Annotated in this window: 21 protein-coding genes and 1 tRNA gene; 12 read left to right on the forward strand and 10 right to left on the reverse strand. The window is 65.2% G+C overall.

Annotation, left to right across the window (positions count from 1 at the left end):
• Positions 1 to 98 precede the first annotated feature (98 nt).
• Together C8C93_RS13870 and C8C93_RS13875 are read left to right on the forward strand one after the other, a co-directional pair.
• The gene (locus tag C8C93_RS13870; protein WP_055393474.1) at positions 99 to 968 is read left to right on the forward strand and encodes a 3',5'-nucleoside bisphosphate phosphatase; all 870 of its coding nucleotides are present in this window, start codon (positions 99 to 101) and stop codon (positions 966 to 968) included.
• 18 nt (positions 969 to 986) lie between these two features.
• Complete coding sequence (locus C8C93_RS13875) at positions 987 to 1,622, forward strand: L-threonylcarbamoyladenylate synthase (protein ID WP_121420991.1); 636 nt, start codon at positions 987 to 989, stop codon at positions 1,620 to 1,622.
• 147 nt (positions 1,623 to 1,769) lie between these two features.
• Here C8C93_RS13875 and C8C93_RS13880 read toward each other — a convergent pair whose 3' ends face one another.
• Positions 1,770 to 2,927 carry a methyl-accepting chemotaxis protein gene (locus C8C93_RS13880; RefSeq protein ID WP_121420992.1) on the reverse strand — a complete coding sequence of 386 codons (1,158 nt, stop codon included), beginning with the start codon at positions 2,925 to 2,927 and terminating at the stop codon, positions 1,770 to 1,772.
• Positions 2,928 to 3,206: 279 nt separating this feature from the next.
• Here C8C93_RS13880 and C8C93_RS13885 point away from each other — a divergent pair, with 279 nt between their 5' ends.
• From C8C93_RS13885 to C8C93_RS13915, 7 genes are all read left to right on the forward strand, one after another.
• A complete protein-coding gene (locus C8C93_RS13885; RefSeq protein WP_055393480.1) occupies positions 3,207 to 3,875 on the forward strand; it encodes a site-2 protease family protein in 669 nt (222 codons plus the stop codon).
• A 35-nt stretch (positions 3,876 to 3,910) separates the two neighbouring features.
• The gene (locus C8C93_RS13890) at positions 3,911 to 5,215 is read left to right on the forward strand and encodes a tryptophan--tRNA ligase (protein WP_121507289.1); all 1,305 of its coding nucleotides are present in this window, start codon (positions 3,911 to 3,913) and stop codon (positions 5,213 to 5,215) included.
• Between the two features lie 249 nt (positions 5,216 to 5,464).
• Entirely contained in the window at positions 5,465 to 5,728 is a 264-nt protein-coding gene (locus tag C8C93_RS13895; RefSeq protein ID WP_121507290.1) for a hypothetical protein, read from the forward strand.
• Between the two features lie 137 nt (positions 5,729 to 5,865).
• Entirely contained in the window at positions 5,866 to 6,801 is a 936-nt protein-coding gene (locus tag C8C93_RS13900; RefSeq protein WP_233559596.1) for a formylglycine-generating enzyme family protein, read from the forward strand.
• Positions 6,802 to 6,898: 97 nt separating this feature from the next.
• Positions 6,899 to 7,597: a response regulator transcription factor gene (locus C8C93_RS13905; RefSeq protein WP_121507291.1), complete on the forward strand. Its 699-nt coding sequence runs from the start codon at positions 6,899 to 6,901 to the stop codon at positions 7,595 to 7,597.
• Between the two features lie 80 nt (positions 7,598 to 7,677).
• Complete coding sequence (locus tag C8C93_RS13910) at positions 7,678 to 9,441, forward strand: FecR domain-containing protein (protein ID WP_121507292.1); 1,764 nt, start codon at positions 7,678 to 7,680, stop codon at positions 9,439 to 9,441.
• A 42-nt stretch (positions 9,442 to 9,483) separates the two neighbouring features.
• Positions 9,484 to 11,835 carry a CHASE2 domain-containing protein gene (locus tag C8C93_RS13915; RefSeq protein WP_121507293.1) on the forward strand — a complete coding sequence of 784 codons (2,352 nt, stop codon included), beginning with the start codon at positions 9,484 to 9,486 and terminating at the stop codon, positions 11,833 to 11,835.
• Between the two features lie 16 nt (positions 11,836 to 11,851).
• Here the strand turns inward: C8C93_RS13915 and C8C93_RS13920 are convergent, their stop codons facing one another.
• A complete protein-coding gene (locus C8C93_RS13920; protein WP_121507294.1) occupies positions 11,852 to 12,490 on the reverse strand; it encodes a glycoside hydrolase family 25 protein in 639 nt (212 codons plus the stop codon).
• Between the two features lie 4 nt (positions 12,491 to 12,494).
• Complete coding sequence (locus C8C93_RS13925) at positions 12,495 to 13,163, reverse strand: hypothetical protein (RefSeq protein ID WP_121507295.1); 669 nt, start codon at positions 13,161 to 13,163, stop codon at positions 12,495 to 12,497.
• A gap of 521 nt (positions 13,164 to 13,684) precedes the next feature.
• On the opposite strand from C8C93_RS13925, the gene C8C93_RS13930 reads away from it, so the two are divergent.
• Both C8C93_RS13930 and C8C93_RS13935 read left to right on the forward strand, forming a co-directional pair.
• A complete protein-coding gene (locus tag C8C93_RS13930; protein ID WP_121507296.1) occupies positions 13,685 to 14,680 on the forward strand; it encodes an FHA domain-containing protein in 996 nt (331 codons plus the stop codon).
• Between the two features lie 17 nt (positions 14,681 to 14,697).
• Complete coding sequence (locus C8C93_RS13935; protein ID WP_233559395.1) at positions 14,698 to 16,209, forward strand: protein kinase; 1,512 nt, start codon at positions 14,698 to 14,700, stop codon at positions 16,207 to 16,209.
• Between the two features lie 12 nt (positions 16,210 to 16,221).
• On the opposite strand, the gene C8C93_RS13940 is transcribed toward C8C93_RS13935, so the two are convergent.
• The 7 genes from C8C93_RS13940 to C8C93_RS13970 all read right to left on the reverse strand — a co-directional run bounded on the left by C8C93_RS13940 (position 16,222) and on the right by C8C93_RS13970 (position 25,851).
• On the reverse strand, positions 16,222 to 18,528 hold the full coding sequence (locus C8C93_RS13940; protein ID WP_121507298.1) for a glycosyltransferase family A protein: 2,307 nt from the start codon (positions 18,526 to 18,528) through the stop codon (positions 16,222 to 16,224).
• Positions 18,529 to 19,386, reverse strand: a complete 858-nt coding sequence (locus C8C93_RS13945; RefSeq protein WP_233559397.1) for an FkbM family methyltransferase — start codon at positions 19,384 to 19,386, stop codon at positions 18,529 to 18,531. It lies immediately after the preceding gene.
• Positions 19,373 to 20,788, reverse strand: a complete 1,416-nt coding sequence (locus tag C8C93_RS13950) for a hypothetical protein (protein WP_121507300.1) — start codon at positions 20,786 to 20,788, stop codon at positions 19,373 to 19,375. Before C8C93_RS13950 ends, C8C93_RS13945 begins: the two co-directional genes overlap by 14 nt.
• Before the next feature lie 42 nt (positions 20,789 to 20,830).
• Entirely contained in the window at positions 20,831 to 21,472 is a 642-nt protein-coding gene (locus C8C93_RS13955; protein WP_121507301.1) for a tail fiber protein, read from the reverse strand.
• Entirely contained in the window at positions 21,469 to 24,411 is a 2,943-nt protein-coding gene (locus C8C93_RS13960; protein WP_233559597.1) for a hypothetical protein, read from the reverse strand. Before C8C93_RS13960 ends, C8C93_RS13955 begins: the two co-directional genes overlap by 4 nt.
• A gap of 91 nt (positions 24,412 to 24,502) precedes the next feature.
• A complete protein-coding gene (locus tag C8C93_RS13965) occupies positions 24,503 to 25,120 on the reverse strand; it encodes a hypothetical protein (protein WP_121507303.1) in 618 nt (205 codons plus the stop codon).
• A 110-nt stretch (positions 25,121 to 25,230) separates the two neighbouring features.
• A complete protein-coding gene (locus C8C93_RS13970; RefSeq protein WP_121507304.1) occupies positions 25,231 to 25,851 on the reverse strand; it encodes a hypothetical protein in 621 nt (206 codons plus the stop codon).
• Positions 25,852 to 26,082: 231 nt separating this feature from the next.
• Here C8C93_RS13970 and C8C93_RS13975 point away from each other — a divergent pair.
• Positions 26,083 to 26,172, forward strand: a tRNA-Ser gene (locus C8C93_RS13975).
• Positions 26,173 to 26,199: the final 27 nt, after the last annotated feature.

A 26,199-nucleotide genomic window follows, 5' to 3' on the forward strand; every position in this document is an offset into this window, starting at 1 on the left:
GGTCAGCGGCACCTGGCAGGACTCCGGAGAACCCGTCCACGACGGCACAGGGGTTGCGCGGTGGCGCGCGATATCGGTACAAGCCCTAAAATGGCACGGTGACATCCATACTGAACGCCGACCTGCATTGCCATTCCGTGGTATCCGACGGAACCCTGACCCCGGAGGATCTGGCCGCCCGCGCGAAAGCCAACGGTGTCGAGCTGTGGGCGCTCACCGACCATGACGAAATCGGCGGCCAGCACCGCGCCGCCGCCGCTGCCCATGCGCAGGGCATGGCCTACCTCACGGGCGTCGAAATCTCGGTCACCTTTGCCGACACCACCGTCCACATCGTCGGCCTGGGTTTCGACCCCAACGACACCCGACTGGCCGAGGGCCTGGCCGCTACGCGCGGTGGGCGCGGCGAACGCGCCAAGGACATGGCCGAACAACTGGCCCAGGCGGGTATTCCGGGCGCTTACGAGGGCGCGCTGCAGTTCGTAGGCAACCCGGCATTGATTTCACGCACCCATTTCGCCCGCTTTCTGGTGGAGACCGGGGTCTGCAAGGACACCTCCGAGGTATTTCGCAAATACCTCATCGAAGGCAAGCCTGGTTATGTGCCGCACCGTTGGGCGTCGCTGGGCAACGCCGTGCGCTGGATCACCGAGGCAGGCGGCATGGCCATCATTGCCCACCCGGCGCGCTACAAGTTCAGTGCCAACGAAGAATTTGCGCTGTTTTCCGAGTTCAAGGCCCACGGCGGGCGCGGGGTGGAAGTCGTCACCGGAAGCCACAGCGCAGCCGAGTATGTCACCTACGCCGCGATGGCGAAGGAGTTTGGGCTGGCCGCCTCGCGCGGCAGCGACTTCCACAGCCCGGACGAGTCCCACACCGACCTGGGGACCTTGCCGCTGCTACCCGGGCAGCTCACCCCGGTCTGGGAACTGCTGGCTGAACGCATCCGGCACCCCGCTGCCGTTTGAGACGAGACGCACCATTTCATGGCCCAGTATTTCGAAGTCCACCCCGACAACCCCCAGCCGCGCCTGCTCAAGCAGGGCGCCATGCTGCTGCAAAAGGGCGGCATTCTGGCCGTACCCACCGATTCCAGCTATGCGCTGGTCTGCCACCTGGACGACAAGGATGCCGTCGATCGCATGCGCCGCATCCGCCAGGTGGACGATAAGCACCACCTCACCCTGTTGTGCCGTGACCTGTCGGAACTGGCCAACTATGCCCGCGTGGACAACCGCCAGTACCGCCTGCTCAAGCTGGGCACGCCCGGGCCCTACACCTTTATCCTCGAAGCGACCAAGGAAGTGCCGCGCCGCGTGAGCCACCCTTCGCGCAAGACCATCGGTCTGCGCGTACCCGACCGCAAGGGCCTGCAGCTGCTGCTGGAGCTGCACGGCGCCCCGCTGCTGGCCACCACGCTGATCCCGGCCGGCGAGACCGAGCCCCTGAACGACCCGCAGGAAATCCGCGAACGCTACGAAAAGCTGGTGGACGCCATCGTGGACGCAGGCGCCTGCCCGCTGGAGCCCACCACTGTGGTGGACCTGACCCCCATGGGCAGCGGCGGCGAACCCGAAGTGGTGCGCGAAGGCCGGGGCAGCCTGCAGGCGCTGGGGTTGTAGCCGCAGCTCCTCACCTCGACTGCCATAGCGCTTGCCCGGGGCCTCCACAACTGGCGCGGCCCCATCCCAGCGCCACCGTGGAACTGGCTTTGCCAGGCCACCGGTGGCGTCCCCCTGAGGGGGAAGCGGCGCAGCCGCTCAGGGGGGCTATAACTTGAACGCACCCACAGCCTGCTCCAGATCGCGCGCCTGGGCTGTGAGCGAGGTGGCGGTGGAAACCGCGTTCTGAACCAGCGCAGCCGTTTCCTGGGTGGTGCCGTCCATGTGCGACACGGCGCCGTTCACATGGCTGATGGCATCGCTCTGCTCGCGCAGGGCGTGGGAGATTTCGCCAAGCAGTGCGCTGACCTGCCCGACGGCCGCCACGATCTCCTGCATGGTCTTGCCCGCCTTGCCCACCTGGCCAGCGCCGTTTTCCACCTGCTCGACCGACGCGCTGATCAGCGCCTTGATCTCGCGGGCGGCCACCGCGCTGCGCTGGGCCAGATTGCGGACCTCGCTGGCCACCACGGCAAAGCCCCGGCCCTGCTCGCCCGCGCGGGCGGCTTCCACCGCCGCGTTGAGCGCCAGGATGTTGGTCTGGAAGGCAATGCCTTCGATGACCTGGATGATGTCCACAATCTTGCGTGAGCTGCCACTGATGGCCTGCATGGTCAACACCACGTCGCCCACCACCGCGCCCCCTTGCTCTGCAATGCCCGAGGCCTTCACCGCGAGGTCGCTGGCGGAATGGGCGCGCTCGGCATTCTGGCGCACGGTGGCGGTCAGCTGCTCCATGCTGGCAGCAGTTTCGGTGAGTGAAGAGACCTGGTCTTCCGCATGGCGGGAAAGGTCGGTGTTGCCATGGTCGATGTCTGCGGCAGAGGCGCTGATGGCATCGGCGTCCTGCTTGATGCGCGATACCAGGTCGGTCAGCGTGTCCTCCATGGTGCCCAGGGCGTTCAGGAGCCGGCCAAAGTCGCCCTGCAGATCGGAGCTGAATTCCTGGCTCAGGTCGCCCGAAGCCACGGTTTCTGCAATCAGGATGGCCTGGTTGAGCGGCGCCACGATGCTCATGCGCAGGCTGAACACAGCCAGCAGCGCCAGCACAAACGCCACACAGCTGCAGCCGATGATCCATGCCCGGGCGCTTTGCAGGTGCGCCTGTGCTGCCTGGGCCTGGGGCGCTGTCACAGGCGCGCCCTGCAGTGCCTGCTCGGCCCCGCCGATGCCAGCCAGCGCCATGACCATTAACAGCAGCACCAGCAGTGCCATACCGCCAAACGCCAGGGCCAGGCGCGTTCCAATTTTCAGGTTGTTCCACATGATGTTATGCCTCTCCAGGGCTGTTGTTTTGGTTTTTTGGGTCGCCCCGGGGGCAACCGGCAGATGCTAGCAATGATCACGGCGCTGCGGGCGCCCTCGGCATACGTACATCCCACATAGAACTTGCGCGAATCGGGATGCAACAACCGGCTTGCCTGGGGGTGAGCCACTTGCCCGAGTCCTGTTGTGCGCCGGTCATCCCACCACAGGCATGCCGTGTACTCCGCGCGGGTCGCCCCGGCAACGGCTGGGGTGGCGGGCGTCTGAGACAATCACCGGGTGGACATCTCCAATCTCATCCAAACCGTTCTGATCTACGCCCTGCCGGTGCTGTTTGCCATCACCGTGCACGAGGCAGCCCACGGCTACGCCGCGCGCCACTTTGGCGACAACACCGCGTACATGATGGGCCGGATCACCCTCAACCCGATCAAACACATCGACCCGGTGGGCACCATCCTGATGCCACTGCTGCTGTACTTTGCGACCTCGGGAGCCTTCCTGTTTGGCTATGCCAAGCCGGTGCCGGTCAATTTCGGCAACCTGCGCAATCCCAAGAAACACATGGTCTGGGTGGCGCTGGCGGGCCCGGCGTCCAACTTCATCCAGGCCATTGGCTGGGCCGTGCTGCTGGTGGCACTGGTGGGCTCTGGCGTGGAGGAGCGCTTTTTCATCGAGATGGCCCGCGCTGGCGTGCTGGTCAACCTCGTGATGTGGGCGTTCAACCTGTTTCCGCTGCCGCCGCTGGATGGCGGGCGCATCCTGGTGGGCCTGCTGCCCTGGAAACAGGCGCACATGGTCTCTCGCATCGAACCCTGGGGCTTTTTCATTGTGATGGGCCTGGTGATCGCTGGGGTGGTGGGGACGCTGTGGCTACGCCCGCTGATGTCGCTGGGCTACGGCGTCATCCAGTTTCTGCTCACCCCGCTCACAGCACTGTTGCGTTAATTCTTCTACCCCCGTTTCTTGCTGACATCCTTCCCATGAGCATCACGCGTTTTCTCACCGGCATTACCACCACGGGCACACCCCACCTGGGAAACTTCGTGGGCTCCATCCGCCCCTCGGTGGCCGCCAGCCTCACGCCCGGCGTGCAGAGCTTTTACTTTCTGGCCGACTACCACGCGCTCATCAAGTGCGAAGACCCGGTGCGCATCCAGCGCTCCACGCTGGAGATCGCCGCCAGCTGGCTGGCCGCAGGGCTGAACCCCGAGAAGGTCACGTTCTACCGCCAGTCCGACATCCCTGAGATCCCCGAACTGACCTGGCTGCTGACCTGCGTGACGGGCAAGGGCGTGCTCAACCGCGCCCACGCCTACAAGGCCAGCGTGGACAAGAACACTGCCGCCGACCGCGATGCCGACGACGGCGTGACGGCCGGCCTGTTCATGTACCCCGTGCTGATGGGCGCCGACATCCTGATGTTCAAGGCGCACAAGGTGCCCGTGGGCCGCGACCAGATCCAGCACATCGAAATGGCGCGTGACATGGCCGCGAGCTTCAACCACCTGTATGGCGAACACTTTGTGCTGCCCGAGGCCGCCATTGACGACCATGTGGCCACGCTGCCCGGCCTGGACGGGCGCAAGATGAGCAAGAGCTACGACAACACCATCCCGCTGTTCAGCTCGCGCGCGCAGCTCAAGAAGCTGATCGGCGGCATCCTGACCGATTCGCGCGCACCCGGCGAGCCCAAGGACACCGAGGGATCGGCGCTGTTCCAGATCTACCAGGCGTTTGCCACGCCCGACGAAACCGCCGCGCTGCGCCAGGCCTACGCCGACGGCATTGCCTGGGGTGATGCCAAGAACACCCTGTTCGAACGTGTGGACCAGGTGATCGCCCCCATGCGTGCGCAGTACGAAGAACTCATCCACAACCCCGCCCGCATCGAGCAGACCCTGCTGGCCGGTGCCGAACGCGCCCGTGCGCTGGCCACGCCGTTCATCCGCGAGCTGCGCGCCGCTGTGGGCCTGCGCAGTCTGGCCCAGGCCACTGCGGCGCCCAAGCCCGCCAAGGCCGCGAAGACAGCGCTGCCTTCGTTCAAGCAATACCGCGAAGCCGACGGCAAGTTCTACTTCAAGCTGGTGGATGCCGATGGCCGCCTGCTGCTGCAAAGCACTGGTTTTGACGCGCCCAAGGAAGCAGGCCAGGCCATTGCCCAGTTGCAAAAAGACCCGGACGCACTGCAAACACTGGCACAGCGCCTGGCACCGATGGAGGGCGTGAGCGCCGACGATGTGGCAGCCGCGCTGCAGGCGCTGGCAGAGGCTGCAGCCGCCGCGTAAACCGCTCTGCCCCTGTCCAACGCGGGATCCGAGGTCGGAATGCGCTGGGGGAAGCGGTCACTTTTTGATAGCTGCTCGCGCTTTACCAATAAGCGCTAGCGGCCAAAATTATTCAAATATTCATCTCCAGGGTGAATCCGCAGGATACCCGCCTGGCTGCGACAGAAGATGGTGGTGTGTGCGCAATGCGCCTACGCTGTCGGCGTGGGCCTTGTGCGTAAACTGTCCGTTCTGTTCTTGGAGACTCCCATGAAACTGCCAGTTGCCACCCTCTCCGTGCTCGCCGTGCTGGCGGGCTGCAACGCTACCAGCCCCCACCACCCCTCGGGGCCCATGGCATCGGGCCGTGACCGCACCTTCAGCGTGCCCGTGTACGGCACCGACACGTCGCCCGCCTATGCAGCGGCCACGCGCGAATGCCAGCGGCTGGCGCTGTTCCCCAAGCTGCTGCGCAACGATGGCTCGCGCCTAGTTTTTGAATGCGTGAGCGAAGCCCCCGACCGCCAACCCTGATCCCTGCCATGGTCTGGTTTCTGCGGCGCCCCCTCAGGGCGCATGGGGTGGCCCTGACAGCCGTGCTGGTCTGCGCCTGCGCCCATGCGGGGCCTGCGCAAAACACCGCCCCCGCCACCTGGACCAACAGCCTGGGCATGGTCTTCCAGCAGGTCCCGGCGGGCCGCTTCACGATGGGGGGCGTGGAGCCGCCCGATACCCTGGCACGCGCGTACCCGGCGCTGGAGGCCAGGCGCTTTACCGAGTTGACCGATGAAGGCCCCGCGCACACGGTGCACATCCGGCGGGCGTTCTACCTGGGTCGGCACGAGGTCACCGTGGGGCAGTTCCAGCGCTTTCTGGAGGCCTCGGGCTACCAGCCCGAATCGGAAGCCGATGGCACGGGCGGCTACGGCTACAACGCGCAGTACGACCCCGCCACCACCCAGCGCGGCGATGCCTTTGAGGGCCGAGACCCTCGCTATTCGTGGCGCAACCCGGGTTTTGCGCAGGGGCAAGACCATCCCGTGGTCAACGTCACCTGGAACGACGCCCAGGCCTTGGCCCAATGGCTGAGCCGCACCGAAGGCCACCACTACCGCCTGCCCACCGAAGCCGAATGGGAATACGCCTGCCGCGCTGGCTCCCGCACCCGCTATCCGCATGGCGACGACCCGCAGGGCCTGCTGCACACCGCCAACACCTTTGACCAGGAGGTCGCCCCGCTGTGGCCCCGCTGGCAGCAGCACGCCTTGGCGGGCAGCGACGGCCATGTTTTCACCGCCCCGGTGGGCAGCTATGCGCCCAATGCCTTTGGCCTGCACGACATGCTGGGCAATGCCTGGGAGTGGGTGTCGGACTGGCACGGGGACACCTACTATGCGCACTCCCCGCGCAACGATCCACAAGGCCCCGCAGACGGCACCGTGCGGGTGCGCCGTGGGGGCTCGTGGCACACTTGGTCGTTTTATGCCCGCTGCGGCTACCGCAACTGGAACAGCCCGCAAACCCGGTACACCCTGGTCGGCATGCGGCTGGTGCGCGAAATCTCTCCCCAGCCCCTTCCCCGGTCGCGGCGAACGAGAGAGCGTTAACAAATGTCAACTGCCGGGCGGTAGGCCGGTGCGCAGCAGCGCAGACGGCGGTTATCGCGAATAATCCGCAATTGCATTTTCGACAGGGGAGAAAACCATGCGCATAGCCGCGTTGGACGACGATGCGCTCCAGCTGGATCTGATCAAACAGGCCACGGAGGCAATGGGCCACGTCTGCCACACCCACCTCAACGGTGCCGACTTCCTGCGCGAGATGCGCCGCGAGACCTTTGACCTGTTGATCGTGGACTGGCACCTGCCAGACACGACGGGGCCTGAAGTGGTGCGCTGGGTGCGCAAAAATGTGGGCACCCAGTTGCCCATCCTGTTCGTCACGCACCGCCAGGAAGAGCGCGACATCGTCGAAGGCCTGGGCAGTGGCGCCGACGACTTCATGGTCAAGCCGGTGCGCATTGGCGAGCTCAATGCCCGCGTCTCGGCCCTGCTGCGGCGGGCCTACCCAGCCAATGTGGGGGGCGTGGTGGAGTTCGGGCGCTACCGCTTCCTGTCCGAAACCCGGTCCATCGAAATTGACGGCGTGCCCGTGGAGCTCAAGAACCGCGAGTACGATCTCGCCCTGTTTCTGTTTCAGAACATGGGCCGACTGTTGTCGCGCGACCACCTCAAGGACATCGTCTGGGGCCAGGTGGCGGATGTCATGTCGCGCTCGCTGGACACCCACATCTCGCGCCTGCGCACCCTGCTGGACCTGCGGCCCGCCAACGGCTTCATCGTCTCGGCGGTCTACGGTGTGGGTTACCGTTTTGAAGCTGTTGAGGCCCAGCGAAGGGCCTGACCCCCAACTATCAACGGCGGCATCCTCACAGGATGCCATCGCCAGCCCGCCTGCACCGAGCGGCACGAAGGAGATTTCACGTGGCAACGAACACCGGCCGCCCCCGCTGGGCCCTGCGCGCCAGCGCGGCATTGACCCTGGGTTTCCTCGGCAGCCTGGTGGGCACCAGTGCCCAGGCGGCTCCCCCTGCCGCCACCACGCCGCAGGGCGATGAAATTGCCCACACCATGCAGGAGGGTGACACGCTCGAAGGCCTGGCCAAGGCCTATCTGGCCGCGCCCCGGCAGTGGCCGCTGCTGCAGGCCCGCAACAAGGTGGCCAACCCCAGGCGCCTGGTGCCGGGTTCGGTGGTGTGGATTCCGGTGCGCCTGCAGCCCGCCGAGTCGGCCACGGTGGAGTTCGTGCACGGCACGGTCACCGCGCAAGCCCGCGCGGGCGACGCCCCGGCGCCCGTCACCCAGGGCGGCAAGCTTGAAGAGGGCACCGCGCTGCAGGTCGGGCCGGATGCTTTTGTCTCCGTCAAGCTGGCCGACGGCACGGTGGTGCGAGTCCAGGCGCAGTCCGAACTGCTGCTGCGGCAGCTGCGCCGCCGGGGGCGTGCGGGCAGCCTGCAGTCGGTGCTGGAGATGCGCAGCGGTGCGGTGGAATCCAGCGTGCCACCCAATGCCGAGGCTTTTCGCCGCTTTGAGCTGCGCACGCCCCTGGCCGTGACCAGTGTGCGCGGCACCCACTTTGGCGTGGCAATGGGTGAATCGGGCCAGACCACCGCATCGGTGCTTAGCGGCTCGGTGGCCGTACAGTCCCGCCAACAAGAAACCACTGGCCCATCCAATTCGTCTGCGGCAGCGGCCTCGATGCTGGCTCCGGGGCAAGGGCTGGCCGTGGCGGCCGATGGCAGCGTGGGCGCACCCCGCCCGCTGCTGGTGGCGCCCGACACATCGGGCGTCCCGGCCATGCTCAGCGATGCGAGCATTCTGGCCATCAACGTGCCACCACTGCCGGGCGCCTCGCGCTACCAGGCCCAGGTGGCGCAGGACGCCGACTTCACCCAGGTGCTGCGCCACGGCAGTTTTGCCGATGGCCAGCTGCGCTGGAAAGCCGTGGAAGACGGGCGGTACTACCTGTCGGTGCGCGCCCTGGACGACGCGGGCATCCCCGGTGTGCCTGCCGTGCAGCCTTTTGTGGTCAAGACGCGCCCCGTGGCCCCGCTGTACCAGCAACCTGCGCCCGGCGCGGTGCTGGCCAGCGGCACGGGCGAGCTGCGGTGCACGCAGGTGCCCGGTGTGGCCTGGTACCGCCTGCAGGTGGCCCGCGATGCGCAGTTCACCCAGCCCGTGCTGGACGAGCAACGCCTCACCGAATGCCGCCTGCCGCTGAACACGCTGCCGGTAGGCAACTATTTCTGGCGTGCGGCCAGCCTGCTGCAGCTGCCAAACAGTCCGAGCAGTCAGGCCGACCAAGGTCCGTTTGCCCCGCCCCAGCCCTTCTCGGTGGCAGACCGCCCCGCCACGCTGTCGCCCCAGTCATTGCAAGCGCAGGATGGCGACACCACGGTGCGGGTGCACTGGCCCGCGCAGCCTGGCCAGCGGTTCCGCCTGCAACTGGCCCCAGCCAAGGACCTGGCGTTTGACAAGGTGGTGCTCGACACCCAGCTCGACGCCCCTGCATGGACCGCCAGCAACCTGCCCGCAGGCGACTACCTCGTGCGCATCCAGGTGCTGGACCCCACGGGGCTGCAGAGCGACTTCTCGCCGCCGCGCCAGATCCGGGTCGGCTCAGGCATCAGCACGGGCTCGGGCCTGCCGGTCTCCACCTCGAACGGCCAGCCCGTGGCACGCCCTTGAGCCGCGCACGCCGTTTGCCCCGAGCCCGAGGGTTCTGAGCCCATGATCACCGCCGGACGCACCCGGGGCCAGCAACGGCGCCTGGAATGGAGCCTTCTGGCCGCCGCCTTGCTGGGGCTGGTGGCCTGGCTCAGCACCGCCGACAGCCTGAGCCGGATGAACCACCTGGTGCAGGACGCTGGCCTGCGCCTGCTTTCGCGCCCCGCGCACCCCGACATCGTCATCGTTGCCATCGACGACCCTAGCATCGCGGCCATTGGCCGCTGGCCCTGGCGCCGGGCGCTACACGCAGAGTTGATCGCGCGCGTATCGGCACAGCAGCCCCGCGCCATCGGCATGGACGTGCTGTTCAACGAAGAAGACTTGGACTACCCCGAGGACGATGTGCTGCTGGCCGACGCCATGCGGCGCAGTGGGCGGGTGGTGCTTCCGGTGCTGCGGCGCGGTCATGGCCCGGCAGCCAACATAGCCGACCTGCCCTGGCCCGCATTTGCAGACGCCGCAGCCGGCCTGGGCCATGTGCATGTGGCCCCCGACAACGACGGCGTGGTGCGCAGCCTCTACCTGCAGGAAGGGCCCGCCGCCGCGCCCTGGCAGCACTTCAGCATGGCGCTGCAGTGCGTGGCCGCTTCCACATCCGCATCACACAATTCGCCCCAGTGCAATGCAGCGCACGCCGCACCGGTGGCCGATGGCGCTGCAGCCACAGAGCGTCCAGGCAGTGGCCCCTGGCAACGCGCTGACCGCACGCTGATTGCCTATGCCGGCGGCCCCGGCCACTTCACCACGTACTCCTACATCGACGTGCTGCGCGGCCAGGTGCCGGCAGATGCGTTTCGCGGCAAGTACGTGATCGTGGGCGCTGCGGCCTCGGGCCTGGGCGACATGTTTGCCACACCCGTGAGCGAGCAATCGCGGCTGATGCCAGGCGTGGAGGTGGTGGCCCAGGTGCTGGACGGCCGCCTGTCGGGCGTGCGGATCGAGCCTGCCGCCAACGCCCTCAACACCCTGTTCAACCTGGCGCCCGTGGTGTGCGCGCTGCTGGCTCTGCTGTTGCTGGGCCCCTTCGTGGCCTTGCTCACCAGCGCAGCGCTGGGCGTGGTCACCCTGCTGCTCAGCGTGGCCCTGCCTTCGTGGATAGGCCTGCAGTTCGCACCCGCTGCGGCTCTGACTGGGCTGGTGCTGGCCTATCCGCTGTGGAGCTGGCGGCGCCTGAGCGCAGCCGCACACTTCCTGCGACTGGAGATGGAGCGCCTGCAACGCGACGGCCTGTCGATGCGGCTGCAGCAACGCCCCGGGGATTCCGGTGACTTTCTGGAAAAACGCATCAATGCTGTGGAACGCGCATCGCGCCAGTTGCGCGACCTGCACCACTTCGTAAGCGAAAGCCTGCAGCAGCTGCCCTCCCCCACCATCGTCTGCGACCCGCAGGGGCGCATCCTGCTCACCAACATGGCGGCACGCCGGCACGTGGGCGGAGACCCCCAGGTGCCGCTGCAGGGCCAGTCCGTGGTCGAACTGCTGCACGACCTGGTGCACACCGGCACCGGCCAGCCCCTGGTCACGCAGGACAAACTGCACAACCACCACATGCCCGAACAGAGCGAAGGCCGCGATGCCCAAGGCCGCAACCTGCTGGTGCTGTGCAAGCCCTTCACCGACCTGGCCAAGGCCGGCTGGCTGCTGACCCTGGTGGACCTGACGGACATGCGCCGCGCCCAGCTGCAGCGCGACCAGGCGATGAACTTCATCTCGCACGACATCCGTGCGCCCAATGCCTCCATCCTCACGCTGCTGGAGATGCAGCGCGCCTACCCTGGCCGCATGCCGGATGACGAGCTGATGCTGCGCATCGAGCGCTATGCACGCGCGTCGCTGGGCATGGCCGAAAACTTCGTCAAGCTCGCCAGCGCCGAGTCGCAGGAATACCGCATGGCGCCCCTGGACCTGGTGGCCGTGCTGGCCGAAACCGTGGACGACATCTGGGCCTTGGCCCGCGACCGGGGCGTGGAGGTAACCATCGCCACCGCGCCGGAAACCGCCCCCACCGTGGGCGACCGCGCCCTGCTGTCCCGCGCGCTGGCCAACGTGCTGAACAACGCCGTCAAGTTCAGCCCCGAAGAAGGCACGGTGCAGTGCTCCATCGTGCAACGGGGGGCCCACTGGATCGTGTCAGTACGTGACGAAGGCCCCGGCATCGCACCGGAACTGCAGGGCCAGCTGTTCGCACCGTTCCAGCGACTGCACGACCGCAGCCACCCCGCCATCGGCGGTGTCGGCCTGGGGCTGGCCCTGGTGCACACCGTGATCCACCGGCACGGCGGAACGCTGGAAGTGGACAGCGATGTGGGACGGGGGGCGGAGTTCAGGCTGGTATTGCCTCTGGGCAGTTGACCCAGAAAAGAACTTGCTAGCCCAGCTGGCCAAGCTGCGCCACTGAGCCTGCAAACCAGTTCTGGTCCACGGCACCCACCACACCCGCCACCGGGCTGCCGCCATTGGAGGAGCCATCGCTGTACTGCCAGAACGTCCAGGACGACCAGGGCGGTGGCACGTGCGGGTAGGCCGAATACGCGGCCAGCCACAGCGGGCGGGAGGCCAGCACCTGGCAACCGGGCAGCGCCTGAAGCGCCTGCCAGAAGCCCGTGTCGGTGTAGACCATGGTCTGGCGCCCGAACAGCGCATCGGCCTCAGACAGGAATGCCAGGGCCCACTGCAGGACTTCGGCGGGGCTTTGCCCATCCAGGGTTTCCAGATCCAGCACCGGCGGCAAGTCCCCGGGCCCGAGCGTTCCATCGGCGCTGACCGTGTTGTAGAAAAACTGTGCCTGGGCGACGGCATCGCTGCCAGCATGGCCGAAGTGGTAGGCGCCCCTGCGCAATCCTGCGGCGGCGCTGCCGGACCAATTGGCACGGAAAAGCGGGTCCACATAGGCGATGCCTTCGGTGGCCTTGATGAAGGAAAAGGCCACGTTGCTGCCAGCCACGCTGGGCCAGTTGACGTTGCCTTGGTAGTGACTGACGTCGATGCCACGGGTTTGGACTGTCATGGCGTCACACCACGCGGTTGAGCATGTCGACCTGCGTTTGCAACAGGCCATCAATGCGGATCGTCGTGGTCAGCGGCTGGCCTTCATCCCACATCACGCCGCAGTTGTATTGCAGGGTGTTGGGGTTCAGGACGCTGCCGTTGACCTTTTGCTGGTAGGTCGTGTCCCCACCGCCTGCCCCCTGAATGCCAATTCCCCAATGGCACCAGCCGTACCAGCTCGGCGACTTCATGACCATGGTGTAGACCGCTGAGCCGTTGTCGGGCAACACCGTATGCCCATTGAGTTCTGCCGTGAGCTTCATCAGGGCAAAACGGCAGGCGTCCTGCGCTGCCACATTGCCACCCAGTGCGTTGGCAAAATTGGCGGCCAGTGCGGTGTGATACGGCATCGTCTGCGGAAAAATCACATCGGTGACCGCAAAAAAATCCGCATTCAGACCGGTGGGAACACGCTCGGCATTGAACACGAAGGCGCCGTTGTCCGAGGTATAGATGGTGGTGGCTGCGTAGGGGTCATCAGCATTCACGTATTCGCCATTCAACGCCCAACCCCAGCAGGCGGCGTTCACAAAGGGCGCCTGCTGCGAGGTTGGCACCGTGGCACCGTTGCGAGGATGTGGCTGGCCCGCAGGAGCCAGCAAATTGCGTTGAGTGTCAGACAGGTAAGGCATGGTTTTCTCCGTCAATGGATCGGTGCGGATGGCAAGCGCATCTCGCTCGATACATTGTGGAGACCCTTTTCTCGCTTGGCGATTACAGCCCATTACACGCCATCACAGATACTGACCCACCGCTCTGCACACCAGTCTGCAGCCGGCCTGGGGAGCAGATTCTTTGCACCGTCGTGCCGCTGCAGTCAATCCCCAAACTACCTGGCCCTGCAAACAGCGGGGTCAAAAAATCAGTTGAACGGCTGGGCTGCGCGATGCCTTGCAACGGGGCGTCACGCCGTTGATATCCCGCGCAATTGCAAGCAGAACGTTAACTACCAGATTTGGTAGTTGCGTGGGGAGGACAGCGCCAACACACTCATTGGGCTGCATCGGGAATTCTTGGCGAACGCCCGGACAGGAAACCCGCGTCCGCTGCACAGCGGCATGCCACGGGCTGCGAGGCATCACATTCAGCCATGCGCGGGGCCAAAGGAAACCGCGCCGCAAGGTGTGACGAAGAAAAAATGAGGGACTGACTGATGGCAATCCTGAAAAACCGCGCAACACAGCGCAAGATCCATTTGCGAACACTTCACGTGTTTGGGCGAGGCCGTTCCTCGGATACCTTGCTGGAAAACCCGGATGCCTCGCAACTGCATGCATCGATCCGCTGGACGGGCAGCACCTGGGAACTGCACGACCACAGCCGCAACGGAACCCTGCTCGATGGCGAGCTGCTGTCCCACAGCGGAGCCTTTGCACTCCGCGTAGGAAGCACCATCGGCTTCGGGCGTGACGACGGCTCTGGCTGGGTTGTGGAAGACCTTGCAGCCCCCGCCAATCTGCTCTGGCCGCTGGGGCACGACAGCGCTCCCGTGCCACTGGAGCGGTCCAACCTGCTGCCCCAGGGCCAGCATGCCGAAGTGTCCATCCACTGCGCCGAGCAAGGCCGGTGGATATGTACCACGCCCCAGGGCAGCTGGGTGCTGGAAGACGGCGACGAGGTCCGATTTTCCAACCAGGCCTGGTGCTTCCTTGCGGCGCAGGAGGTCACATCGACCATGGAGGCCATGGTTGGCGCAGCGCCGTGTATTCGTCCACGCACGAGCCTGCATTTCAACGTCAGCCTGGATGAGGAGCATGTGCACCTGCAGGTGCAGGAGGGAGACCGGCAGTTCGACCTGGGCGAGCGCACCCACCACTACGCACTGCTGACGCTGGCACGTTTGCGATGGGCCGATGCGCAGCGCCACCGGGACAGCCAGGCCCATGGCTGGGTCGAGCTGGAGCGCCTGGCGAAGATGCTGGGTGTGGAGCCCGGGCACCTCAACATCCAGATCTTCCGCATGCGCAAGCAACTTGCACTGGCCATGCCCGGCGACTCCCATGTCCCCGAGCTGATCGAAAGGCGCCGTGGCTCCTTGCGCTTTGGTTGCCTGCGTTTCAGCATCACACGGGGTACACAGCGGGAAGCCGATTTCGACCCCTTGGCCCTGATCAGCCCCATCCACGCTGAAGAGTCGCTTGCGGCCTGAGCCTGCCCCCCATCGCAATGACACGAGTGCCCACGCACGGTTTTCCCGTGGGTGTGCCGGGCTATCAATCGTTGGGTTTGCTGGGCCAGGGCGCATCGGGCCAGGTTTTCAAGGCCCGGCAGCGCAGCACCGGCCAGTTCGTGGCCATCAAGATTCCGAGCACCCCAGCCGCGCGCGATCCCGCCAACCGGCGGCGTGTGCAGCAGCGGCTGCACCAGGAAACCCGGGTGCTGTCTTTGTTGCACCACATCCATGTGGTCCGGCTCATCGATAAAGGCCTGGCCCAGGAGGGCGTGCCGTTTGCCGTGCTGGAGTACGTGACTGGCGAAACGCTGCGCGAATTCCTGCAGCGCCAGGGCCGGCTCTCATTGCCGGACACGGTGGGGCTGATGGCGCAGCTGCTCGATGCCCTGGCTTTCCTGCATGCCCACCATATCGTGCACCGCGACCTGAAGCCAGAGAACGTGATGGTGATCTCCAGCGGCACCACCTTGCACGCCAAGGTGCTGGACTTTGGGCTTGCCAGCCACCACGGAGAACCCCAGTTCACCGCGGGAGCCGAGGGCACGCCCGCCTACTGCGCACCCGAACAGTTGCGCGGCGAGGTGTGCGGGCCCGCCACCGACATCTATGCCTGGGCCTTGATGTTCGTGGAGTGCCTGAGCGCACGACCAAGCATCCAGGGCGCCAGCCTGACAGAGGTGCTGCAGCGCCAGCTGAGCACAGATATCGTCGCCTTGCCAGAGGAACTAGAGGGCAGTCCGCTGGCCGCGCTGCTCCAGCGGGCCTTGCAAAAGGACGTGCGCCAGCGTACCGCCGATGCCGCGCAACTGTACGGTGACCTTGCCCAGTGCGCGGCGCAGGTGCGCCAGCTTCGCCCACCCAGCCACGCGGCGGGGCCGAGCCCTACAGGTCCGCCCACATCCGGCCAGGCGCAGCAGGCCACCATGGATTCGCTGGAACGTCCCAGGTCGCAGAACGTCGATGCTCCTTCGCGCGCCATCCTGTGCCTGACCCTGCGCCTGTACCCCGCCCGCGATGCGTCACTTGCCCTGTCCGACCTGCAGGAGATTCGCGAACAGCAGTTGCGCTGGTGCGCCAACGCCGTGCAGTCGGGCCAGGGCCATGGCGCGGGGACGCTGGGAGACTGCATGCTGTTCCACTTCGAGCAGGGACCCAGCAGCGCGCAGAACCTGCAGCAGGCAGCAGCCCTGGCACAGGACCTGTGCATCCGGGTGCAACGAAGAAGCCGCATGCTGGAGGTACAGCATGGCGTGCGCCTGGAAATATCGGGAAGCATGCACACGGCCACCCTGGAAGCCCACGGTGAGCCGTTGGACAGCCACCACGCGGCCAACGTGACGCTGCACCTGAACAGCCTGGCAGGCCCCGGAACCGTTCTGCTGAGCCACCGCGCGCACCATGAGCTGGCTGGCAGCGTGAAAATGGAGGCCTACGCCAGCACCAGCAAGGCCCACCCGCCGGAACCCGAGCCGGTGTACCGGCTGGCACCCGTCACCCTCCAGTAGGCCTGAACAGAGTCAGCGAATGAGCCTCTCGACATGCTCCACCGGGTAACTGTGCCAGCGCCGGTTCCAGGTGTCTTTGGGGCTGGTGTTGCGGTCGTGGACGCGGGCCACATACAGGTGCTGGTCCGGGTTGGTGGCAATGCGCTTGTCCCGCACCGACCAGACAAAAGCGTTGTCCTCCCCCACATCGATATCGGCGAACGGCGCACTGCGCCAGAACTCGCGCAGGTAACACAGCGTGCCCCCACACACCCAGGGTGTGCGCCCGTCATACACATACTGCCAGGCCCGGCGCGCGTCTGGCGCATAGAAGAACACCTTGTCCAGGCCGCAGATGTCGGCCCCCTGGCCGCGCAAGGCCTTGACCTGCGAACTGAGCCAGGTGGGCGCCATCCAGTCGTCGTCGTCCCAGTGTGCAATCACCTCGCCGCGCGCCAACTCGCAGGCCATGTTGCGCTTGGCACCAAGGGTGGATTTGCGGTCCAGGCGCAGGTATCGGATGCTGCCGTGCGATGGGATCAGATCGGCGACGCTGTCGCGCCCGTCGTCCAGCACGATCAGTTCGCGGGGCTCATAGTCCTGCGCCAGAAAGTTCCGAATGGCCTGGGGCACAAACTCACGCCGGTCTGCGGTGGGCATGATGCACGACACCAGCGGCATCGCGGGCGTCGGCGAGCCCTCTGTGCCAACAGCGCCAACAGTGTCGCCTGTGCCACCGGGGGCGGCAGGAAAGTAGAAATCGCGATCATCGTCCGACAGGCATACCGGGGCAGGCACCAGGGTCCAGGCGGCCTGCTGCAGGTAATGGCCTTCCTTGAACTTCCAGGTGTTTCCATCGTGGCGCACATAGATGCACAGCGAACGCCCCGAGATGCGGCACAGCCGCGCACCGCCCCGCAGGGCCTTCACCAGGAAATCCGCATCCTCCCGCAGCGAGGTATCGGGATACCGCCCATGATGCTCCCACAGGCTGCGCCTGAAAACCAAAGTGCCGCCGCTCACGTTTTCTACAAACAACCGGCGAAACAGTGCCCGGCTGCTGGCCCAGAACTCGGCCAGCGGCCGGGCCATAAACAGCATGTCGTTGAGCCCGGTGACATCCGCCAGGTTGTGCAAAATGGGCGCGGCCTGGCGGCTCAGGCGCTGCGCGCCATACCAGTCGTCATCGTCCCAATGCGCGATCAGTTCGCCCCACGCCACGCGGACCGCTTCATTGCGCTTGGCGCCGATGCTGGTGCGGGCCGGCATTCGGATGCAGCGGATGCGCGGGTCATCAATGCCAGCAGGGAGGTCGGACTCATCCTCGTAGACGATGATGAGTTCCAGCGCGGGATAGTCTTGCCGCTGGAAGTAGCGGATCGACTGCGCAACAAAGGCCGCCCGCCCCCGCGTGGGCATGACACAGCTCAGCAAAGGTGATGCGGTGGCCGCAGGCACCTGCGGTGCGGGCGCCACATTGCCAGGCAGTGGCACGAAGATGCGCATCAGCTCGGGCACGGCAAAGTAGCGGCAATCGTCTCCCACGCAGTGGCCGTGGTAGGGCGGCGCCTGCGGGTGGCTCTCGCGGCGCCAGGCACAGAACCGGTCCTGGTACAGCCGTTTGTTCGCCTCCAGCAGTCCATCGTGGACAGGTGCCGGCACCGCGCAGCGGGGCGCACGGTGCACAAAGGCGCCCTGCACCCAGACACCCAGGAAGCCGGCGCGGGCGGCGCGCACGTTGTAGTCCATCTCCCAACAAGGACCCTGCGTGTACGCCGTGTCCGCTGCGCCAATGGCGGCCACCACCTCGTTCTTCACCACATAGCAGAAGTCCGCCAGGCTGTGCAGAGGCGCCAGGGGTACCCAGGCATTGCCATAGCGCGCCAGCGAGGCATCCGCTTGGTCCCACAGCGCTTCCTGAGTGCTGCCACAGTTTGGTGCCACGGCCTGTTCATTCCACCCCCGGTTGGTGGAGGGGCCCGCCAAGCCATGGCTGGCGTCGCTGTCCAGCGCGGCCAAGAGCAGCTCCAGCCAGCCGGGGCAGACCCGCACGCCGTTTTCCAGAAACACATAGATGTCGGCAGGCTCGCTCACCAGCTGGTTGAAGCAGGCAGCGGCCCCCGGCTGCGCCGGGCTGGGCCGCTGCACCATAGACCCAGGGGCAAGCCGCAACTGCAGCAAACCCGGGGCCCGGGATGCGGCGGCACTGTCCGGCAATATCCGCAGCCCGAAGGTCAGCGGCGTGTTCTCGAAAACACTGGACAGCGTGGCGGCCAGGCCTTCGCCCGCCCCTGTCACATGCACCCCAATCAGGATCTGGCGATCTGGTGCAGCAGTCATTCACCACTCCTCACTGGTCGCCACCAGACCCGCTCCCAGCAGCGCTTCCAGCTTGCGCCAGGGGCTGCCAGGGGCTTCGTCGCCCCAGTCATGCACCGCGTCCGCCAGTTCTTCGAGCGCAACGGCCTTGGTGTCGGCAGCCGCATAAAAGCGCGGGTAACACAGCAGCAGCTCTTCGATGCAGGCCCGCACCAAGGACTCGCGCCGGGCGATTTCCGGAGCATGAAAGGACACACAAAGGGTGGGTGGCCCCCACCGCCACAAACGGCGCCAGAGGCCGGGAATCACAGCGTATTCGCCACCCTCTATGTCCATCTTGATGAAGTTGCAGTCCTTCCCGGCATACATGTCCAGAAAGCGTTCCATGTCCACACCCCGCGCCTCGTGGCAAGGCTGGCCAGGCACATCCGGCGCGGCCAACATGCCCGACATACTGTCCCCGAACTCGCTGCGCCCTGCGTAGTAAAGGCCACCGGCATAGAGTTGCAGCGGACCAGACTCGGGGCCAATGCCGAAGGAGTACAGATGGATTTTTTTGCACAGCCCAGGGTTGGCTTGCACGTTGCGGTCCAGCTCTGCAAAGGCGACCGGGTCAGGCTCCAGGGCATGCACGCTGCGCGACAGCGTCGCGCCATAGAGCACCGTAGGGCCGATCCAGGCACCCAGGTCAATGTAGGAGCGGTCCGGTTGCAGAAAACGCCGGAAGACTTCGAAGGTTTGCGGCTCCCACGCGCCGGCCTGCACCCGGTGCCAGAACGCGCACCGGGTCGCATTGGCACGCACCAGGAAGGCCTGCGGGCCCACCGACACGCTCAGTGCTTGCAGTACGCTCTCGGCGCCAGGGTCACAGGTTGTCATTGGCCAGGCCATCCGTGTCCGTGGACTGCCAGATGGTGAACGGCGCGGGGCCGTCATACGTGGCACTGAACTCAAAGGCATTGCCTTCAAAGATGAATCCGGGCACGTTGATCTTGCACCACACGGCACCAGCATAGGGGCTGCTGCCCGCCGCCAAGGTCATCTGGATGCGCACATCCTGTTTCCAGGAGTCCTGCGTCTGCAGCGAAAGCGGCAGGAAATAGTTGTTCCCGTAGAAGTTGGCCTTCTTGCTGCGTATCTCGCACACCAGCGTCACGAAGCTGCCACTGCTGTTATAGACCAGCTGGAAGATGAAACGGTAGTCGGGGCTGGCGGGCCAGTCGAGGCATACGATGTTGCCGGCCACCACCTGCTGTGCAGGCAAGGCCTGTGCCGGATAGATATTGACCACGCCCGGTCCCCTGGCGTAGAGGGCACTGAGAGAAACATCCTCCACCGGCGAGGTGCTATACAGCGCGACATCGGCATCGCTGACCGGTGCACTGCACAGCAAGGGCACATTGGCCAGCGGTGGCACCTGCTGCACCAGGGTGGAGTGGCTTGCCGCGCCCGAGCCATCGCAATTGAAGACATAGCCGCCCGCCTGCGTGATCACGCTCGGCGCCTGGATGCCCATGCCACACGATGGCACCACCTGCAGCTGAATCAGCTTCTGGCCCGGCAATTGCGGCGACCTCTGTAGTCGGCGCACCGTGCCGCTGTGGTCCAGGCAGACTTCCAGCCCCCAGGTGATGCCTGCCAACTCGAACACGCCGGCACCGTCATAGTTGACCTCTTGCTGCTCACGTCCCAGCCCACCGCCGGTCGATGCAGGCCAGTATTCCACGTCGCCCAGCAACAGGCCGCCCGGATTCACGGCAGTGGCGATGAAATCAACCCCCGACATCAACTCCTTCATCACCATCCGCGCCCCCGCGTCGCCATGTGACGCTACGCCCCCTTGCTGCACCAGCGCAAAGTTGTAGATCTCGGTGCTCGCGAGTGGGTCGATGTCGTAGGGTGGCGTCTGCTGGGTGGCCGACGACGCGCCCAAAATGGTGCCAAACACGAACACCCAGTCCACCCACTGGTCATCGGCCGCCATGCGCTGCAGCGCGGTGATGGCGAGCTGGACATCATCCATCTGGTAAGCCCCGGAGGCACCTCGAAAAAAGAACTCGGGGGCCATGAAGACCTTCAGGGTTTCCCCCTCGGGTGTCGGTGGAGACGCCTGCGGCAGCGCATCCCGGGCCGCCTGCATGGCGCGCAACATCACATCGCAGCGCGCCTCAATGTCGAGCTTGGGATCGTTCAACCCCAGATAGGTCTTGGATCCGTCGGGGTTCACCTGGGGCGCCGTGTCGAGCACGTAGCCGATGAATTGGACGTTGGTGTATGCCATGCAATTTTCTCCTTGGAAAGGGTTCTGGGGACACGTGCGCGGTCATCTCAAAAGCGGGAGCAGTCCGTAGGTGAACTTGATGAGGTAGTTGACGGACACATTGAGGGGGCGCGTCTCGTTCGGGCTCACCTGCACCGCCTGCGCCTGGCCCGTGCCCGCAACCGGACCACCCGTGGTCAGCGTGCTGGCGACGCTGGGCGCGCCTGCTGCAGTTCCACTGGGGGACGTGGCCGAAGGGGCTGGTGCGCTGCTGTAGGTGTGCTCATGCGTCTGTACGGCAAACGGCTGGATGGAACCCACACCATCGCTCGCACCCTGGCCCCCAGGCGGCTGGCTGCGTTGGCCGATGTCGGGGTCGTTGCGGGTGCCCGTGCCAATACCGCGAAGGAAGTAACCACGGTAGTCGGGGATGTTGAAGTTGTCGTCAGCACCGCCATACACGTAGCCCAGCACGGCAAACAGTTCGGGGTAGTCCACACAGGGCAACGATCGGCCATCGCAAACCATCCATCCCCACGCCTCAAGGGGGTTGGTGGTGTATGCGGCTGGGCTCACCGCAGCAGCAGGGCTCGCGCTGTCGGGCGGCCCCAACGTGCCCGCAAACGCCGTCACCGAACCCACGGGGAGGTCGCCAAAAGCTGGCCGACAGAAGAAGGGGATGGCTGCCCCCGGTACCACAATCATGGTGCAGCCCCCCCAAGGGCGGGCAGGTCCGCACCCCCTTCGCCGCCCGGCGCATCCAGCACCTGCATGGAGGTAGGCACCACCACCTGCCAGCACGGCCCCAGGCGGTGCGCAGGACTCTGTTGCCGGGGCCCTGCATGCTTGAGGTCGTTGACCAGTGCGATGTCGTCCGGATTGACGGGGGCAAGCCGATCCGGGGCGCTCCAGAGCATGCCCGCCGAATAAAAATACAGAAAGGCCAGGACATGCGCTGGCTGCACGGGCAGCAGCACGCGCGCCTGACCAGCCTGCAAGAAACTGGCGAACAAGGCATCGTCGTCGGCCGCAAGGCTCCCCAGCTCCGGCACCCCGCCCGCAGCGTCCAGGCCAGGGCTGGCATAGAAGCTATAGGCCATTTCATTCCACTCCAGCACTTCGTCGAAGAACTGCAGATAGCGGGGCTCATTGACCATGAATTGCGATGGCGGAGACCCCCACGTGGCACCTGCGGACATGCCAGTCAGGGTCAGCAGGCGTTCCAGCAACAGGCGCAGACAGGCATTCTTCAACTCACGCTGCTCGATCTGCCGACGGGCCAGCGGCGAACAGGCCGGTGCGGGAGACGATGGCGCGCCGCCTTGGGCGCGGCCATGGTATGCCGCCATCCGCTCCTGATAGCCACGCACGATGCTGGCGTAGGTACGGATGCGCCACTGGTCCATGCATCGACTGGAAGGTGCGCAGCCGATCTCCACATTGACCTGCACCGGTTGGTCGCCAGGTGGCGAGAAACCGGGTGGATAGTCCATCACGGACACCGGTACGGTCTCGTCCTCTCCGTGAAGCGCCACGGGACTGGCCGCAGCGCTAGGGGTCACGGTTTGCCGCCCCACCAGCACGACAGGCGCCTGTTGGCCAGGGGACGCTCCTACCCAGCTGACAAAGGCCTGGGTAGCGCCGTACCCTGCGGGAACGGCGATCTGCTTTTCTTCACCGTTGCGCAGTGTGGCCGAGGCGAAGCGCTCTGCCAGCGGGGGCGGATCCAGATCCAGCACGCCGTAGTAGGCCCCGAGCCGTGCGTAGTTGCGAGGGCCGTCCACCTTGATGTCCTCGAAGGTGGCCACTCCCATTTGCAGCGGAGACAGCGGCTTGGCGAAGTCCTGCCCCGCCAGCGCCTGCTCCTGCGCAATGAAGCCCGCTGCGGGCTGGCACACCATGAACTCCATCATCAACCGCTGGCCGTAGTTCACAACGCACGCCTCGTACACCTTGTTCACCCAGCGGAACACGGCGCGCATGCTCCGGGTGCCCTCGGTGTTGTCGATCAGGCTGACTACCGCATCTTCGGTCTGGCTCATCGTGCTGCTGGAGCGCGTGTGGCTGACACTGCGGCTGATGCGATTGACCGTCTTGTTCAGAATGTCGCGTGCAAAGCGGGTGGTGTCGTCCAGCCCCGGGTTGGCGCCTTGCTGCATGGCCTTGGTCCAGGAACCATCCAGGGTGGCCTGCGTGGGAGGGCCGTAGCTGCTGGTGAACTTGTTGTACTGGTGGGTCTCGGTCGCCTCGGCCACGGTCTTGCGAGACTCTTCCTGGAGATTGCTGCGTTCGTCCGCTGCATCGTTTTGCAGGACCTGCATCTCGGCCAGGGTCTGCTTTTGCTCATCCTTTTGCCGGTGGGTGCGTTTGTGCGTGACCTCCCGGCGCTCACCGCGCATCACGTTTTCTATGCGTGCGATCTCTCCGCTTTGGTAGCGCAGAAGGCGCTGGCGCACCATCTGCAAGTCGCCAATGGCATAGGGCTCGATCCAACCGTCGGGGGCCACGGGCGGAGATCTTTCTGCAGTGCGGGCCGGGGGCAAAGGAAAAACCTGGGCCGGCAGCACCACGGTGGCCTCGCGCAGCAATGCAATTTGGGCGGCACTGATGGGGGCCGGCTGCAAGGGCGCTGGCGTCTCTGATGCGGCGCCGACTGCCGCCATGCCCTGAGATTGGGGCTGCAATGCCACCGCGATCAGATGGGCCATCTGCAAGGTGCGGGTCAACCCATCCAGCAAGGCAGCGTCATACCCCCGGGTGATGACCAGGGCGAAGTAACTCTGCCAGACCCTGTCCAAGGTCTGCAGGTAGTTTCCAGACTCCAAACAGCTCCAGGTCAGGGCGTACCGCTGCAGCAACTGCGTGACTTCCGCACGGGCGGTCGCCAGCCACTCAAGCGGCTTGTCATGGGGCGAGGGCAGTTGCTCCAGCAAGGACGCAAACTGGCCCATGGGCCCGGGAAGGCGGTCCAGGTCTCCGATGAAGAGTCCCTGGTAAGGGGCATCTCCGTCAATGAACCGCAGCGCCAGTGACTGCACGGCTTCACGGCCTTGGGCGCGTGCCGCTACCAGGTCCTCAAAGAAACTGCAGCAAGGAGGGCTGGCACTGGCGTACTGGACAAAGCCATGCAAAAGATCCGAGGATGAGATCTTGGGCCAGCGGCGCACGTACACGTAAGGAAACAGCTCCTCCGGATGGCTATTGATGACAGGCAGAGGCTCGACGGGATCGACCGGCGGGGCTGGCGGCACCGGCGTGGGAACAGGCGGCAATGGACTGGGAGGCTGGGGGAGCGGAAGGGGCCCACGCATGGGGCACGCTGCCATAAGGCCTTCAAAGTGGTGGTCATCCGCCTGCCCCCGCATTCCATAGTGGATGTCGGCAAAGATGGCCGTATTGGGGACGCCGTCGATGTGCACCGGCGTTTTCTGCTGCAGGTAGCCCGACACATAGCAGCCCGAGGAGAATCTGAATTCAAACGGCTGTGCGGGCCAGTGTCTGGTGACGGTGACCCGCTGGCGCTCCGACTCCCCCGAACTGCAGGAAACGCTGACACAGGAAGGGACATCGTCGTGGGGTGCACGGTTGATGGTGATGTCGAAGATCAGGCAGCCATCCATGGCGCTCCATCTTCTTTGGACCATTTCGTTCACGGCATGCTTCGTGGGTGGACGGCGAGGGCTGCGAAGCATCGGCGCAGGGGCGCTCAACAGCCCCCCGCACCGACGCACCGCTTCAGCACATCACAATGTTTTCGAGGTTGAACGCGAACGGCGTCGAGTTGGCACCAGGGCCTCCACCCGTCATCACAATGTCCGCGCTAGCAATGCCCAGGAGGGACAGCTCGGTGTTGATGTTGGAGATGATGGCCGAATTCATGACCTGGCCCTGCACGACCTGGGAGGCCACACCAATCCAGATGGTGGGTTTGAACTCAAACACTGCTTTTTGCTGGGGCGCGATCGAGGTCTTGATGGCCAGGAGCTTCCCGTCCTTGTAGCAACTGGCGTTGATGGCCCCCTTGGGCAGCGCGTTGAGCACCTGCACTTCCCTGGAGCTGCTGCCATTGCCTGCGCGCACGAGCCGGTCGCCAGACGTGGTCAAGGACATCTGGAACAGTTCGCCGTTCTGGGCATCCAGCTGTGGCGTGTAGTTGCCGTAGCTGTCACTGGCCCCCACCTGCATGCCCATGGGAAACGTGAACGGATGGTTGTCGCCCTGGCCACAGTACTTGATGACCTGCCAGGCCACCGACAGCTCGTCGAAATTGGTGGCGACATTCTTCTGGAATATCACGACCTCCGAGTTGTTCGTGTCGTTGGAGTTATTGATGAAATTGAGTTGAACGCCCATGAGTTTCTCCTGTTGGTGAAAGTGGTGGCAACACGCCATGCGTTGCCCGTTTGCCCCCCGGCCTTGAAGCCCGAAAAGCGAACTCTGTGGATGCGGACCTGCCCGGATGGTCAGATCTGCACGATGTTTTCAAGATTGAATTCGTAGGGGGTGGAGCCCTCGCCTGGCCCACCGCCCGACATCACGATGTCTGCGCTGGCGATGCCCAACAGCGACAGTTCCGTGTTCGCATTGCTCATGACGGCAGAGCTGATCGCCACGCCCTGCGCCACCTGGGATGCAACGCCAATCCACAGCACCGGCTGGTACTGGAACACGGCCTTCTGGCCAGGTGTGACGGCAGTCTTCATGCCCACCATCCGGCCATCCCTGAAGACGCAGATATTGACCGCGCCCTGGCCCAGGTCGTTGAGCACATCGAGCTCATTGGAGGCACTGGCCAGCCCCGCACGCCGCAGGCGCCGTCCCCCCGAAGCAGTGGACTCCAGCCTGAGCATCTGGCCGTTTTCTGCGGCCATGCGGGGTGAAAAATTGCCGTACTCATCGGCAACGCCTACTTCGAAACCCGCTGGGAAAACAAAGGGGTGGTAACAGTCACGTCCGCAGAACCGGATCACCTTCCAGGCCATTGCCAGCGAGGCCATGCTGGTGAGCTGGTTCTTCTGATACATCACCACCTCCGACTTATTGCCGTCGCGGGACTGGTTCACAAATCGCAGCTTGATATCCATGGGGACTCCTACCTGATGTCCTGTCGCTGGGTTGCTTGGCACTGCGTTTTTGAAGCAGTGATGCGACTGTAGGCAGGCCCGCAAAGCAAAGCGATTACAGGCAATTACAGGCAGGAGCTCCACCAGACGGCGCGCGCTGGCCCACGGCAAGCGACCGCATTTGGCGTGGAAGATAGAGAGAGGCGCTGGTGTCCCTGAAAAACTTGCTATACTCGCAGGCTTCGACACACAGGAGAGGTGGCAGAGTGGTCGAATGTACCTGACTCGAAATCAGGCGTAGTGGCAACACTACCGTGGGTTCGAATCCCACCCTCTCCGCCACTGACAAAGCCCTGATGCTATTTAATC

This window comes from Acidovorax sp. 93 (assembly GCF_003633835.1).
Lineage (GTDB): Bacteria > Pseudomonadota > Gammaproteobacteria > Burkholderiales > Burkholderiaceae_C > Acidovorax > Acidovorax facilis.

Coding starts and splice junctions, on each gene's coding strand:
- C8C93_RS13965 (WP_121507303.1), bottom strand. CDS start 25,120: ATGGGCGTTCAACTCAATTTCATCAATAACTCCAACGACACGAACAAC.
- C8C93_RS13890 (WP_121507289.1), top strand. CDS start 3,911: ATGAGCATCACGCGTTTTCTCACCGGCATTACCACCACGGGCACACCC.
- C8C93_RS13875 (WP_121420991.1), top strand. CDS start 987: ATGGCCCAGTATTTCGAAGTCCACCCCGACAACCCCCAGCCGCGCCTG.
- C8C93_RS13955 (WP_121507301.1), bottom strand. CDS start 21,472: ATGATTGTGGTACCGGGGGCAGCCATCCCCTTCTTCTGTCGGCCAGCT.
- C8C93_RS13895 (WP_121507290.1), top strand. CDS start 5,465: ATGAAACTGCCAGTTGCCACCCTCTCCGTGCTCGCCGTGCTGGCGGGC.
- C8C93_RS13950 (WP_121507300.1), bottom strand. CDS start 20,788: ATGGCATACACCAACGTCCAATTCATCGGCTACGTGCTCGACACGGCG.
- C8C93_RS13930 (WP_121507296.1), top strand. CDS start 13,685: ATGGCAATCCTGAAAAACCGCGCAACACAGCGCAAGATCCATTTGCGA.
- C8C93_RS13915 (WP_121507293.1), top strand. CDS start 9,484: ATGATCACCGCCGGACGCACCCGGGGCCAGCAACGGCGCCTGGAATGG.
- C8C93_RS13905 (WP_121507291.1), top strand. CDS start 6,899: ATGCGCATAGCCGCGTTGGACGACGATGCGCTCCAGCTGGATCTGATC.
- C8C93_RS13880 (WP_121420992.1), bottom strand. CDS start 2,927: ATGTGGAACAACCTGAAAATTGGAACGCGCCTGGCCCTGGCGTTTGGC.
- C8C93_RS13970 (WP_121507304.1), bottom strand. CDS start 25,851: ATGGATATCAAGCTGCGATTTGTGAACCAGTCCCGCGACGGCAATAAG.
- C8C93_RS13900 (WP_233559596.1), top strand. CDS start 5,866: ATGGTCTTCCAGCAGGTCCCGGCGGGCCGCTTCACGATGGGGGGCGTG.
- C8C93_RS13945 (WP_233559397.1), bottom strand. CDS start 19,386: ATGACAACCTGTGACCCTGGCGCCGAGAGCGTACTGCAAGCACTGAGC.
- C8C93_RS13920 (WP_121507294.1), bottom strand. CDS start 12,490: ATGACAGTCCAAACCCGTGGCATCGACGTCAGTCACTACCAAGGCAAC.
- C8C93_RS13935 (WP_233559395.1), top strand. CDS start 14,698: ATGACACGAGTGCCCACGCACGGTTTTCCCGTGGGTGTGCCGGGCTAT.
- C8C93_RS13940 (WP_121507298.1), bottom strand. CDS start 18,528: ATGACTGCTGCACCAGATCGCCAGATCCTGATTGGGGTGCATGTGACA.
- C8C93_RS13925 (WP_121507295.1), bottom strand. CDS start 13,163: ATGCCTTACCTGTCTGACACTCAACGCAATTTGCTGGCTCCTGCGGGC.
- C8C93_RS13960 (WP_233559597.1), bottom strand. CDS start 24,411: ATGGTCCAAAGAAGATGGAGCGCCATGGATGGCTGCCTGATCTTCGAC.